Below are 13,376 nucleotides of genomic sequence, written 5' to 3' on the forward strand. Positions count from 1 at the left end.
ATATGTCAGCAATAAAATATCCCGGTTTGAAAATATTCTCAATCCTTATTTTATTGCTGATTTTTATTTCCTGCAACCGAAAGGAATCCGGATCCGCCAATAAAGATCCCAATGAAATCATCCTGATCAGCTATTCGGAAATAGGAGGCCCCTTAGGTAACTACAGTATCATAAAAGTAACTGAAGATTCCATTCATGCAGAGCAGGGTGTTACCAAAAGCAAAACCCATAAAGAATGGAAGTCAGCCCTCAGTCCGCAAACTTGGAGAAGACTGATCTCCAATATCGACGTAAAAGCACTGGACAGGATCAAAAGTTCACCCAGCCAGCAGTCGGTCGACGGGTTTGATGAAACATTTCAGATCAGGACGTCGAAAAAATACCACGCTTATGTGAACGCTTTTGTAGACACTGCCCATTACGGACAATTGAAAAAACTGAAAGACCAGATGCGGGCCCTTCTTCCAACAGAATACAACTAAATCATGCAAGAAAATTTTTCACTAAAACCCTATAATACTTTCGGGGTAGATGCAAAAGCAAAATATTTTACCGAAATAAACACCGTTGAGGCATTAAAAGAAGCGCTGAGCTTTTCAAAAGACAACGGCCTTTCCCTGCTTTTCCTCGGAGGCGGAAGCAACATCCTGTTTACCCGCGATTTTGATGGTTTAGTGATTCAATTGAACCTGAAAGGAATTTCTTTACAGCCTTTGGATGAAAATGAGATGCTGGTCACTGCAAAATCAGGAGAAAACTGGCATGAATTGGTGATGTTCTGTCTGGATAAAAACCTGGGCGGGCTGGAAAATCTCTCGCTGATTCCAGGAAACGTAGGAACTTCCCCGATGCAGAACATCGGTGCCTACGGAACCGAAATCAAAGATATCTTCGTACGCTGTACCGTGCTTAATCTGGAAACACTCGAAACGGAAGTTTTTGATCTCGAAAAATGCAGATTCGGCTACAGGGATTCTATCTTCAAACAGGAAGGAAAGGGAAAATATGTGATTCTGGACGTTACTTTTAAACTGACCACCAGGAACCACCGGATCAAAACGGAATACGGCGCCATAAAAACCGAACTGGAAAAATCGGGGATTGAAAACCCGACTATTCAGGAAGTATCCCAGGCCGTCATCAGTATCAGGCAGAGCAAACTTCCCGATCCGAAAGAAACCGGAAATGCAGGAAGCTTTTTTAAAAATCCGACTATTTCTTTAACACAGTTTGAAGCTCTTCACGAACAATTCCAAATGATGCCGGGCTACCCGAACAATGATACCGTAAAGGTTCCGGCCGGATGGCTGATCGAGCAATGCGGATGGAAAGGAAAACAGATCGGCAATGTTGCTGCCCATAAATTGCAGGCACTGGTTATCGTCAATGCCACAGGAAACGCTTCCGGAAAAGAAATTTTTGATTTCTCAACAGAGATTATTAATTCCGTAAAAGAAAAATTCGGGATCGAGCTTGAAAGGGAGGTGAATATTATGTAATAAATCCTCGTAAATATTTTAATTTAAGCATTTTATATTTGCTTTGCATAGACATATACCGCTGGAACGTATTTATTCCCTACTGTAAAATACAAGTTGGTAAAACTGCCTGAATATAAACTTTAGCTTTTGTATTTACTTCTGAAATGATCAGGTATTTGAATGTTGATCTAACATTTATATAATCCACCTTTCCCATACAGATTCATATACTGCCAGATATGAAAATTCTACAATTAATTTTGATTCAGGCATACTTTTCCAATTAATCACCCTTTTCTGAATTCATCGTTGACAATCAGATATTCCTCCGTTCTCGCTGTAATAACCGCAGTTGAAAAACTATATTTTTTTGTTTTTAACAGCTGACATTTATCATTTTATTTTTATTTATTCTAAATAAAGTATATTTTCGCAGCTGGATTTAGAACAAAAAAAATGATAAGGTATTTATCCGTTGCTGTATTATTGGGAGGGACAACATGGCTGCATGCTCAGGAAAACAACCCGCAACTCAACATTAATGTTCAGGATGAAAATCACAGAGCGCTTAAAGGAGCAACTGTAATTATAGAGAACTCTACTGCAATAACTGACAATAACGGAAATGCAACTTTTTCCCTTCAGGAACGATCCGGGAAGTATTATGTAAAGATTATTCATCCGGATTATCAGGAGAAGGAAACCGATATTTCCTCATCATTGCAGAAAAATATAAGTTTTCATCTTCAACCTGCGGATAAACTTGAAGAAGTGGTGGTATTTTCCAGAGAAAGTAAAGGCCTTACTACAAAATCTGTTATCGACAGGCAGGCCATGCAGCATTTGCAGCCTTCAAGCTTTTCAGACCTGATGGAACTGATTCCCGGAGGATTGGCTAAAACCCCTGATTTAAGCTCGGTGAACAGGCCTTTTATCCGCGAAAATCCTAATAATTTTTCAGATTCCAAATATAAGACGTCATCGCTGGGCGTTCAGTTCATGATTGATGACAATATTATCAACTCAAATGCAGATATGCAGCTTTCCGTTGACAACTCACAGTTCAACTATGCCTTAAGGTCCAGGGAAACCGCTTTTTCGGGGATTGATATGAGAACAATATCTACGAATGATATTGAAAAAGTAGAGGTCATCCGCGGAATTCCTTCTGCTTCCTACGGAGACCTTACTTCAGGATTGATAAAAATCGAACGGAAAATCGGGCAGACTCCCCTTCAGGCAAGGTTTAAGACTGACGGCTTCAGCAAGCAGTATTATGTAGGCAAAGGTTTTAAAATAAATGAAAAGTGGCAGATCAGTGCCAGTGCCGATTTCTTAGACTCCAAAGCAACGCCTACCGACGATTTTGAAAATTACCAGAGAATAACTGCATCACTCCGATCAAAAAAAATATTTCGCCTCTGGTTAAAAACGCTGGATTGGAGATCAAATATTGATTTTTCCACCAATATCGACAGGAAAAAATATGACCCCGACAATGGAAATGCCGATACCGACCAATATGAAGCGAATAACAGGAAAATAAGTTTTGCCAATAACTTTACTTATTATCTGGACAAAAATTCATTTTTCAGCAAGGTTACCCTTAACACTTCCATCCGGGCAGGATTTGAGACGATCCGGCAGACAAAGCTGATCCAGTTATCCGGACCTAGGTCTTTTTCATTGGCTTATGAACAAGGTGAAAATGTTGGATTTTTCCCGGTTCTGCGGTATGTGACCGATTTTTCTACCGAGGGGAAACCTTTGGATATCACAGCACTTTTCCGTCTGAACGGTACAAAGAAAACGGCAGGAATTGTTAATAATTACGAGGCCGGACTGGACTGGCGGTATTCTAAAAATAACGGAGCCGGGCTTATCTATGATATGACAACCCCGCCATCCGCATCATCAGGAATTGTAAGACCGAGATCTTTCAATGATATTCCCGCTTCAAATTTACTGGCAGCGTTTGCAGGAAATCAGATGAGCTACGCTATCCGCCAGCATACATTTACTTTATATGCAGGGGTAAGGCTTTCACAAAATATGGGAATTGACCCTTTATATACCATCAGTAAAAAAGTTTTCACGGAACCCCGGGTAAATTTCCAGTATAGCCTGCCGCATCTGATGATCAATAATTACCCCGTGAAAACAGAGGTAACGTTAGGCTACGGGATGTTTTATAAACAGCCGACTTTACTGATGCTTTATCCTAATAAACAATACTGGGATTATACACAGCTGAATTACTATCATAACGATGCACAATACCGCTATGTAAACTTCATGACTTATGTACAGTCCAGAGAAAACAAAGAGATCGAAGCGGCAAAAAGCATAAAAAGGGAGATCCGTCTGGATGTAGGCTACCGGAATCACAACCTTTTCATTACCTACTTTAAGGAGGACATGACAAATGGCTTCCGTGAAATGCTTCATTCCGTAGTCCATACCTATAAACAGTACGATGCTTCACAGGTTGACCTTACCCAGTGGACGGCGGAAGGTCCGGACCTTACAAACGTTCCATATACTGTAAAAAATAATTTTACAGCTTATCCAGTTACCGAGAACGGGAGCGCGACGTTAAAACAGGGGATCGAATTCGGTTATTCATCTCCGAGGATCAAAGCCATCAACACAAGGTTTACCCTTACGGGAGCCTATTTTAAAACCCAGTACAGAAATTCTGTCCCTGTCATTGAAAAGCCTACAGCCTCCATTGGCACGGAACCTTATCCTTATTACGGAATTTACAGCAACGATCTCGGTTATGTGTATTCTAATATAAATTATAATTTACTGATCGACACTTATCTACCCAGCCTCGACCTTATTGTTTCTGCCTCCCTGCAGGGCAGCCTGTTTGATCATAGAAGGAATGACCTGAGGATTGCCGAGCCAATCTCCTATTATGGAACAGACGGAATAGTACATCCTTTTACGAACGCAGACCGGACCGATCTTTACAAACAATGGTTGGTGAGGAATGTCTCCACATCAGACAATCTTGCTACATTATACACTTTTACCCTGACTGGAAATATCAAAGTTACCAAGAGTATTTATAAGACACTAAGAGCTTCAATGTTTGTCAACAGGCTTTTTAATTACAGTGCGCCTTACACCTTCAATAACGTCACGGTATACAGAAAACGGATGAATACCCCGTATTTCGGAATGGAACTGAATTATAATTTTTAAATATAAAAGAAGAAAATAATATGAAAAAAAGAGTTTTAATGATAGGCCTTGCAGCCATGATGGCAACAACGTTCACCGTAACATCATGCTCGGATGATGATTTTGGGGTGCAGGCTTCACAAAACGGGGTTTTAACTTTATCCTTTTCCGGGGAGAATATTTCTTCCTACGATAGTCTGAATATAGAACTTAAAGAAGTAAATACAGGAGCGGCTATTACCAGAACCTCGCAGAAATTAAATTCCATATCCATTGAAGTCCCTTTCGGATCATACAAAATAACGGTAAACGGCCAGGTGATAACAACACAGATGGAAACCGTTTCTGCTGCAGGCCTGGGATCAACAGACATTACCACACTGGCTACTAACCTGAATATCCCTTTATACCTCAAGACGTTCCGTGAAGATTTTATTATTGAAGAAGTTTTCTTTACAGGAGTAAAGACTACAGATAACAAAAATTACAATTCGAGCCGTTACTTTAAGATTACCAACAATACTTCGAAAACCTTATATGCCGACGGATTGATCATCGGCCAGTCCGAATTTCTTACCACCGATGATAAGAATCCTACGCCGTATAATATCAATCAGAACTTTCCTGTAAAAGGGGTAATGGTGCTGCCAGGATCCGGACAGCAATATCCTGTACAGCCGGGAGATTTTATCGTGATTGCCGATAATGCCATCAATCATAAAGAAAATACAAGCACGGCTTACGACCTGCACAATGCTGATTTTGAATTCCCTTCTATCAACCCGTCCCTGGGACAGGTAGACAACCCTTCTGTTCCCAATGCAAAAATCATTTATACCCAAATGGCTTACAATATGTTCTTTCTGCACAACAGAGGTTTTGAAAGCTATGTTATCGCACGCTTTCCGACTGGGGAAAATGAAACTACCTTTCTCCAGAACAACAAGTACAATTATACTTATCAGAACAGCGCAGGAACGATAACATCCAAAAGCGCTTATGCAATCCCCAATTTCTGGATTATCGACGGCCAGAACAACAGCATTCCAACTAAATTTGTCCATACCCTCACCGCTCCGGGGATTGATGCAGGATGGGCGTCGGCAGGAACCGTGGATAACGATGCTACCCGGTATGGAAAGTCCGTAAGACGTAAAGTCTCAGGGAAAATGGCCGAAAACAAGAATCTTTATACTGATACAAACAATTCTTCGAACGATTTCGTGAAAGATGCCGAACCAAGTTTAAAAAACGGCATTTCACATTAAGGGATTACTACTGATCTTATAAATAATTATGCTGAATATAAAAACATCTGCCCTTCTACTGCTGATCATCCTGGGTTCATTCTCTGTGAGAGCCCAGGACAGCCTCAGCCTCTTCAAGACGATAGCCAATCAATATGATACAGAAAGGAACTTTAAAGGCACTTTATATAACAACCCCGCTTCTATGGCAAATCATAGTGATTATTCGTTTTCAGAGTTCGGAATCGGATATCGTCATGATCACAAAAAAGTATATCGCCAACAGCTGGGAAACGGAGACAGAGGCTTAACGGTAGAAGCAGGATCTTTTCAGAAACTAAAGCCCAACCGCTATGTCTGGGGCAAAGCAGGCTATCAGAATCTCAAAACAGATCAGGTAAAATGGAACGAAACACTGGATTATGAACGCATTTCCCCCTATATCGCAGCAGATTCTGTAGGAGGTCATTTAAAAACCGAACGTTACCATTTTGCAGGAGGATATCTTCAAAAAATAAACCATTGGTCGGTTGCAGGAGAAATCAGTTACCTGGCCCAGATGGGTTATAGAACAAGAGATCCCCGATTGAAAAGTACAACTTCGGATTTACGCATCAGAGCCGGTATCAATTATAATATTTTCAAAAAATACGAAGTGGGAATTTTTGGAGAATTCAGTAAATACACCCAAAACAGTTCCATCACCTTTCAAAGTGCATTAGGACGGGCGTATACATATCAGATGACAGGCCTTGGGGCATCCAATTACCTCTTTAACGGCGGCACTTATCCCAATTCAACTTATGAGGAATTTGCTTACAAAGGAGGCCTGCAGATTTTAGGTAACGGCGGAAAAGATTTTTATGTCTCTGCTGCTGCAGGAACCTCAAACAATATTAAAGCTTACATCAACAGTGCCTCATCCAATGTATTCAATGATCTTTCCGAATTAAAAAACGAAACGCTCGAATTGGAAGGGGCTAAATTTTTCAATCTGAGAGAAAAACACAGGGCGGGTATTTCAGCTAACTTTTTTTCGTCTGTAAAAATGGGTTCAGAATACGGATATTCGCTGAATACCGCCAGCCTAACGCAGATTTTTAAAAGAACAAGTTACCGGAAAGAAAATTATACTGCCGGCGTAAAAGGTTTTTATCAGTACACCGGTGGCGATTTTTCCGTTTCAGCTATTCCTTTTTTCGGATACGAAGAGATCAAGGAAAGAAGACTGTATCCTGATGCAGGGCAGAAATTCACCTATTCTTATATCGGGGTAACTATAGATTACAAACAACAGGTTAAAGAAAATCAGACCCTTACCCTTCAGCCCTGTTTTTCTAAGAGAAGTGTAAATAAATCGGTTAATGCATTGGTTGCTACGGGAAATGGTGCAGTGGACGATTGGGTATTGCAGGATTATACTTTTCAGACCAGCGATATGATCTTATTGGGAACTTCGCTCCGGTATGATTTTGCATTAAAGAAATTACCCTCATTTTTTGTAAGCACACAGTATCAGCTTCAGAAAATACAGAAAAAAAACAACAATTTCATCAGCGCAAGCATAGGGATAACATTTTAAAAAGATGAAAAAAGGAATATATTGGCTGAGTGGTGTTTTTCTATGTATCATGCTGAGCTTTGTGCCGAAAGTGAACCAGGATTTAATAGAAATTCCGGATCCCAGCCTTGAAGATATTGTAAAAAGCTATAAGAAAGCTCTTGCAGAATGGCCGAAACCTCAGATCGACTATGGCGTAAAATGGAAAGAGTTCGCCCCTATCAGGAGAGACTCCGCTTACTTCAGAGAACAGGAAAAGCCGACTGTCATTCTGGGCAAAATGCTGTTCTTCGACCCTAAGCTTTCAAAATCCAACCAGATTTCGTGCAGCTCCTGCCATGATCCTGAGATGGGATGGTCGGATTCGAGACGCGTGGCACTAGGAAATAATCACCTTTTGGGTGCCAGAAATACCATGTCATTATTCAATATCGAAACAAGAAAATCATTTTTCTGGGACGGGAGGGCAAAAACACTTGAAGAGCAGGCAGCCGGTCCGCTCGGTACCCATCACGAAATGGCAATGGATGTAACAGCTCTGCCTTCAAAGATTCAGGCAGTGAAGGGTTATCGGCAGCTTTTTAAAAATGCGTATGGTAACGAGACCGTAAGTTATGAAAAAATTGTAAAGGCACTCGCCGATTTCCAGAAAACAGTGAGAAGCCAGCCCAGCCGTTTCGACAGATTTTTGGAAGGCCGATACGATGCACTTTCAGACGAAGAAATTTACGGCATGCATATCTTCAGGACCAAGGCCCGCTGTATGAACTGCCATAGCGGGCAATACCTTACCGATGAGTCTTTTCATAATATTGGATTAACCTATTACAAAAGGAAATACGAGGATCTGGGCCTATACCAGGTTACGGGAAATAAAGAAGATGTGGGAAAATTCAAAACGCCTCAGTTAAGAGACCTTCTGCTTACCCGGCCATGGATGCATAACGGACTGTTCAATGATCTGGAAGGTGTTGTAAATATTTATAACAGCGGCATGCATATGAACGATCCTTCCGACGAAAAGAAAAAGCAGGATCCGCTCTATCCTTCCACTGACCCTCTGCTGAAACCTTTACAATTAACAAAAGAAGAAAAAAAAGCATTGGTTTCTTTTCTGGAAGCTCTTTCCGGGACAAAATATAAAATGAGAAGGCCTGAATTTCCGGTGGAATAAAATAAAAAATTCAATATTCATTGTAAAATTATTCAGCAAAAAGGCCAGCATGAAACAGCAATTTAAGATGCCGGAAATATAGGCCTTCTTTTTAAATCGTTTTAAAATATGAGCTGATCAAACCGCAAAACATTAGGAATCTTTTTGCAAATGAGACCGAAGTTTTGATGAAGTCAAAAGGCTCGACGGACCATTCATAAGTACACACATCTTCTCCTGAATGAATTCGTGTCCATAATAATTATATCAGGATCTGTGTCACTCACAAAAGTTTCAGCATGATCATCCGTGAAAATGTGTATAATCTGCAAAAGATTTCATTCAAAAATTCCGGCATTCTATCATTTCACAAAACGTTCAAACTTCTTTTCAATATTTTTTTTAATTAAAAATCCTAAAAAGACCCCAAAGGTATTCAGGATAATATCATCCACTTCAAAAATTCCCATCCTAGAAAAATATTGAAGCGCTTCCACGATAGTAATAGCGGAAACGAAAGCAGACAGCAGGCTTTTAAAGTGACTAAGTCCTGGAAACAGCCACCCTAAGAAACCGAAAGGCATGAACATGACAATATTTCCTACAACAATCCTGAAAGCATCCTTCCAGGAAACACAACCTTCTATAAAGTTGATCGTCGATACGATAGGTGCCATGGTCAGAAGATTATCATCCATCTGCTTCCGGCCCATTCCGAAGAACATCAGATACAGCAGGAACAAAGTATAAGGGAAAATAATAATTTTATACAATTTCTTTAACATCGTTTACAAATGTATTCATTTCAAAAACATTAAATTTGTATACTAAAACAAATTCATGAAATACGTTTTGCTTACGCTCATTTCGGCGATGCTGCTATCCATTTCCTGGCCTACCTACGGGGTCCCGTTTTTTATATTTTTTGCTCTGGTTCCTCTCCTGATGATGGAACACGGCGTGTCCAAATTTTCTGATTACAGCAGAAAAAGCTGGGTGGTTTTCGGACTATCCTATTTATGCTTTGTGATATGGAATGCCGTAACGACAGGCTGGCTGTACGGTTCCAAAAATCCTGACGGAAGCCACTCGATGATGGCAGTTTTATTTCCGGTGCTCGTCAATTCATTTTTGTATGCCCTGGTTTTCCAATGCTACCACTGGTATAAAAATGCACAGGGAACCTATTGGGGATTAGCCTTCCTGATTGCCATCTGGATGAGTTTTGAAAAATTCCACCTGGGCTGGGAACTTACCTGGCCATGGCTTAACCTGGGGAACGTTTTTTCGGATTATCCTAAGCTGATTCAATGGTACGATACCCTGGGCGCTACCGGCGGAAGTTTCTGGATCCTGCTGACGAATGTCCTGATCTTCTATACGGTAAGAATCTGGCAGGCGGGAAGAAAGAGAAAAGATTTAATTAAAAACATCTCCATCGTAGCCGTGTTAATTATCTTTCCGATGATCATTTCGGCAGTAAAATACAACAGCTTTGATGAAAAACCCATCGGCAGCGTAAATATTTTAATGCTTCAGCCGGACCTCGATCCTTATGCTGAAAAATATTCGCAGGACAGCCTGACGATCGAGAACGATCTGCTTAGCCTTGCCGAAAAAAATTCGAAAGGTAAAATAGATTATTACATTGCTCCTGAAACCGCACTTCCGGGGAACGGGTCCATTTCGGAAACCGCTTTTGAAAAAAGTATAATCATCAACAATGTGAAAGGATTTCTTTCAAAACATCCGGGTTCGGTCTTCACAACGGGAATCTCTTCCCATCATTTCTATACTTCGGAAAACAACCTGCCGAAGGAAGCTTATCAGATCAATCCGGGGCTTTGGGTAGAACGTTTTAATTCGGCCATTCAAGTGATCCCGAATCAGAAAGTGGAAGTTTACCATAAGGGAAAGCTGGTTCCGGGAGTTGAAATATTCCCGTATATGAGTTATCTGAAACCGCTTTTGGGTAATGCAATGATCAACTTAGGGGGTACCGTAGCTTCTTTGGGAACCGATGAAGAAAGGACTGCATTTTCAAATCCGTTCAATAAAGGAAAAATCGCTCCTATTATCTGCTATGAGAGTATTTACGGTGAATTTACAGGGGAGTATGTAAATAAAGGAGCCAATTTCCTGGCGATTATGACCAATGATTCATGGTGGGGGGTTACGGAAGGTCATAAACAGCTTTTATCCTACGCCAGGCTGAGAGCCATAGAAACAAGAAGGGAAATTGCCCGTGCTGCCAACAGTGGAATTTCTGCCCATATTGACGCAAAGGGAGAAATTATAGAAGATACTTTTTACGGCGATAAAACTGCATTGTATGCCAAAGTAAACCTCTATGAAGGGATGACTTTTTACACAAAAGCCGGTGATCTTCTTTCCAGGTTTTCCATTTTCGCCTTCGGATTTCTGCTGTTTTATTTTTTAATTAAATGGTTCCAGGAAAAAACAAAGAAATCTTAATCTTAAATCTTAAAGTATTGCAAAGAAGGAATCTGCACCTGAGGACTTTATCATTCTTAAACTCAGCATCTCCAACAGCCGGGAGGATATTAAAATCAGAGTGATGAACGGTAAGTTATTTATAAATAATTTTGTAAAAGATTTGCCTATCTGAAAAATTCTTCGTTATTTTGCACTCTCAAATATTATAGTACAAATAAGAACATCGAGATATGTCAAGAATTTGCCAAATAACAGGAAAGCGTGCAATGGTTGGTAACAACGTTTCTCACGCTAATAACAAAACGAAGCGTCGTTTTGAAATTAACTTATTAGAGAAGAAATTTTACCTTCCGGAGCAGGATAAGCACGTAACACTGAAAGTATCAGCTCATGGATTGAGAGTGATTAACAAGATTGGAATCGAGGAAGCTATTGAAAGAGCGACTAGAAACGGATTGATTAAAAAGAACTAAATCATGGCAAAAAAAGGAAACAGAGTTCAAGTAATCCTTGAATGTACAGAGCACAAAGAAAGTGGTATGCCAGGAATGTCAAGATACATTTCTACAAAAAATAAAAAGAACACGACAGAAAGATTGGAATTGAAAAAGTACAATCCTGTTCTTAAAAAGGTAACCGTACACAAAGAAATCAAGTAATTTATAAAATATAATTTACCATGGCAAAGAAAGTAGTAGCAACCCTACAGAGCGGACAGTCTAAAAAAATGACTAAAGTGGTGAAAATGGTGAAGTCTTCTAAATCAGGAGCTTACGTTTTCGAAGAAAAAGTAATGAATGCAGACGAAGTAGACGGTTATTTGAAAAAATAATCTCCGCTTTATTTACAATATAAAAAAACTACTCAGCTTTTGGGTAGTTTTTTTGTTATCTTTGCTTTAATCTAGCTGGAAGCCCAAGGCCAGGGGTTCAAGTCTCTATTATTTAGCTTCCATTATTAATTAAATTCCGTAATTCATAAGATGAGTTGGTTTAAAAATATTTTTAAAAAAGAAGAAAAAGAAACGTTAGATAAAGGATTGGAAAAGTCCAGCCAGGGTTTCTTTGAAAAAATGACGAAAGCCGTAGTCGGTAAAAGCAAAGTAGACGATGAAGTACTGGATAATCTGGAAGAAATACTTATTGCCTCCGACGTCGGTGCCTCTACCACCATCAAAATCATCGAACGAATTGAAGAACGTGTTGCCCGTGACAAATACGTGGGTGTAAACGAACTGGATAAAATCCTCCGGGAGGAAATTTCGGGATTGCTGCTTGAAAACCCGCACGCCGGAACAGGAAATATCGATGCTTCCAAAAAACCTTACGTCATCATGGTCGTTGGGGTAAATGGTGTGGGAAAAACCACCACCATCGGAAAGCTGGCCCATCAGTTTACCACGGAAGGAAAAAAGGTGGTCCTTGGAGCCGCCGACACTTTCAGAGCGGCAGCCGTTGACCAGTTGGTTATCTGGAGCGAGAGAGTGGGCGTACCGATCGTAAAACAGGAAATGGGCTCTGATCCGGCTTCCGTTGCTTTTGACACGGTACAGAGTGCTGTAGCACAAAATGCCGATATTGTCATTATTGATACTGCCGGAAGGCTTCATAATAAAATCAACCTGATGAATGAGCTTTCAAAAATCAAAAGGGTTATGCAGAAGGTGATTCCTGATGCCCCTCATGAAATCCTGCTGGTTCTTGACGGTTCTACCGGCCAGAATGCATTTGAGCAGGCCAAACAGTTTACAGCCGCTACGGAAGTGAATGCCTTAGCCGTAACAAAACTTGACGGAACAGCAAAAGGAGGTGTGGTTATCGGCATCTCAGACCAATTCCAAATCCCGGTGAAGTATATCGGCGTCGGAGAAAAGATGCAGGACCTGCAATTATTTAATGGTACAGAGTTTGTAGATTCATTTTTCAAGAAGAGATGATGTCTATCATGTTTTCCCAACATCAATAATAAACCAAATTAAATATTAACATTAAAAAATGCAGCTATGGGATTTATAACATGGATTATTTTCGGACTACTGGCCGGAGCAATTGCTAAAGCGATCATGCCTGGAAAACAGGGCGGTGGAATGCTTATCACAATGATTCTAGGAATTATAGGAGCCTTTATCGGAGGATCGATAGGGGTTTACTTACTACACTGGGGAGACGTAGATTCTTTCTGGAACTTCAGAAGCTGGATCCTGGCAATCGGGGGCGCTTTGATTGTTCTGTGGATTTACGGGATGCTTACTACCAGAAGAGCTTAACCTGTAGAATAAAAAATTA

13 protein-coding genes are annotated in these 13,376 nt (G+C 40.4%); 12 read left to right on the top strand and 1 reads right to left on the bottom strand.

The features are described from left to right. The first annotated feature begins 2 nt into the window (after positions 1-2). From FY557_RS01665 to FY557_RS01690, 6 genes are all read left to right on the top strand, one after another. Positions 3-482, top strand: coding sequence for a hypothetical protein (locus FY557_RS01665; RefSeq protein ID WP_149245554.1), 480 nt, complete (start codon positions 3-5; stop codon positions 480-482). A gap of 3 nt (positions 483-485) precedes the next feature. Then, on the top strand, positions 486-1,499 hold the full coding sequence (gene murB, locus FY557_RS01670; protein ID WP_149245555.1) for a UDP-N-acetylmuramate dehydrogenase: 1,014 nt from the start codon (positions 486-488) through the stop codon (positions 1,497-1,499). A gap of 438 nt (positions 1,500-1,937) precedes the next feature. Continuing rightward, a complete protein-coding gene (locus FY557_RS01675; RefSeq protein WP_149245556.1) occupies positions 1,938-4,694 on the top strand; it encodes a TonB-dependent receptor plug domain-containing protein in 2,757 nt (918 codons plus the stop codon). A gap of 20 nt (positions 4,695-4,714) precedes the next feature. After that, positions 4,715-5,941 (top strand): DUF4876 domain-containing protein, encoded by a 1,227-nt coding sequence (locus FY557_RS01680; RefSeq protein WP_149245557.1) that lies wholly within the window; start codon positions 4,715-4,717, stop codon positions 5,939-5,941. Positions 5,942-5,969: 28 nt separating this feature from the next. Further along, a complete protein-coding gene (locus tag FY557_RS01685; protein WP_149245558.1) occupies positions 5,970-7,502 on the top strand; it encodes a DUF6850 family outer membrane beta-barrel protein in 1,533 nt (510 codons plus the stop codon). A gap of 4 nt (positions 7,503-7,506) precedes the next feature. Continuing rightward, a complete protein-coding gene (locus FY557_RS01690; RefSeq protein WP_185151625.1) occupies positions 7,507-8,655 on the top strand; it encodes a cytochrome c peroxidase in 1,149 nt (382 codons plus the stop codon). 341 nt (positions 8,656-8,996) lie between these two features. Here the strand turns inward: FY557_RS01690 and FY557_RS01695 are convergent, their stop codons facing one another. Beyond that, positions 8,997-9,419: a VanZ family protein gene (locus tag FY557_RS01695; RefSeq protein ID WP_149245559.1), complete on the bottom strand. Its 423-nt coding sequence runs from the start codon at positions 9,417-9,419 to the stop codon at positions 8,997-8,999. A gap of 55 nt (positions 9,420-9,474) precedes the next feature. On the opposite strand from FY557_RS01695, the gene lnt reads away from it, so the two are divergent. From lnt to FY557_RS01725, 6 genes are all read left to right on the top strand, one after another. Next, a complete protein-coding gene (gene lnt / locus FY557_RS01700) occupies positions 9,475-11,109 on the top strand; it encodes an apolipoprotein N-acyltransferase (protein ID WP_149245560.1) in 1,635 nt (544 codons plus the stop codon). A gap of 212 nt (positions 11,110-11,321) precedes the next feature. Then, the gene (rpmB, locus tag FY557_RS01705; RefSeq protein ID WP_002976757.1) at positions 11,322-11,564 is read left to right on the top strand and encodes a 50S ribosomal protein L28; all 243 of its coding nucleotides are present in this window, start codon (positions 11,322-11,324) and stop codon (positions 11,562-11,564) included. Positions 11,565-11,567: 3 nt separating this feature from the next. After that, complete coding sequence (gene rpmG, locus FY557_RS01710; RefSeq protein WP_027379950.1) at positions 11,568-11,750, top strand: 50S ribosomal protein L33; 183 nt, start codon at positions 11,568-11,570, stop codon at positions 11,748-11,750. Between the two features lie 20 nt (positions 11,751-11,770). Continuing rightward, positions 11,771-11,923, top strand: a complete 153-nt coding sequence (locus FY557_RS01715; protein ID WP_002976755.1) for a DUF4295 domain-containing protein — start codon at positions 11,771-11,773, stop codon at positions 11,921-11,923. A 150-nt stretch (positions 11,924-12,073) separates the two neighbouring features. Next, positions 12,074-13,027, top strand: a complete 954-nt coding sequence (ftsY, locus tag FY557_RS01720; protein ID WP_149245561.1) for a signal recognition particle-docking protein FtsY — start codon at positions 12,074-12,076, stop codon at positions 13,025-13,027. A 66-nt stretch (positions 13,028-13,093) separates the two neighbouring features. Continuing rightward, entirely contained in the window at positions 13,094-13,357 is a 264-nt protein-coding gene (locus FY557_RS01725) for a GlsB/YeaQ/YmgE family stress response membrane protein (RefSeq protein ID WP_149245562.1), read from the top strand. The last annotated feature ends 19 nt before the right edge of the window (positions 13,358-13,376 follow it).

Origin of the sequence: Chryseobacterium sp. SN22 (assembly GCF_008329705.1) — a bacterium.
Classification (GTDB): domain Bacteria; phylum Bacteroidota; class Bacteroidia; order Flavobacteriales; family Weeksellaceae; genus Chryseobacterium.

Coding starts and splice junctions, on each gene's coding strand:
- FY557_RS01665 (WP_149245554.1), top strand. CDS start 3: ATGTCAGCAATAAAATATCCCGGTTTGAAAATATTCTCAATCCTTATT.
- murB (WP_149245555.1), top strand. CDS start 486: ATGCAAGAAAATTTTTCACTAAAACCCTATAATACTTTCGGGGTAGAT.
- FY557_RS01675 (WP_149245556.1), top strand. CDS start 1,938: ATGATAAGGTATTTATCCGTTGCTGTATTATTGGGAGGGACAACATGG.
- FY557_RS01680 (WP_149245557.1), top strand. CDS start 4,715: ATGAAAAAAAGAGTTTTAATGATAGGCCTTGCAGCCATGATGGCAACA.
- FY557_RS01685 (WP_149245558.1), top strand. CDS start 5,970: ATGCTGAATATAAAAACATCTGCCCTTCTACTGCTGATCATCCTGGGT.
- FY557_RS01690 (WP_185151625.1), top strand. CDS start 7,507: ATGAAAAAAGGAATATATTGGCTGAGTGGTGTTTTTCTATGTATCATG.
- FY557_RS01695 (WP_149245559.1), bottom strand. CDS start 9,419: ATGTTAAAGAAATTGTATAAAATTATTATTTTCCCTTATACTTTGTTC.
- lnt (WP_149245560.1), top strand. CDS start 9,475: ATGAAATACGTTTTGCTTACGCTCATTTCGGCGATGCTGCTATCCATT.
- rpmB (WP_002976757.1), top strand. CDS start 11,322: ATGTCAAGAATTTGCCAAATAACAGGAAAGCGTGCAATGGTTGGTAAC.
- rpmG (WP_027379950.1), top strand. CDS start 11,568: ATGGCAAAAAAAGGAAACAGAGTTCAAGTAATCCTTGAATGTACAGAG.
- FY557_RS01715 (WP_002976755.1), top strand. CDS start 11,771: ATGGCAAAGAAAGTAGTAGCAACCCTACAGAGCGGACAGTCTAAAAAA.
- ftsY (WP_149245561.1), top strand. CDS start 12,074: ATGAGTTGGTTTAAAAATATTTTTAAAAAAGAAGAAAAAGAAACGTTA.
- FY557_RS01725 (WP_149245562.1), top strand. CDS start 13,094: ATGGGATTTATAACATGGATTATTTTCGGACTACTGGCCGGAGCAATT.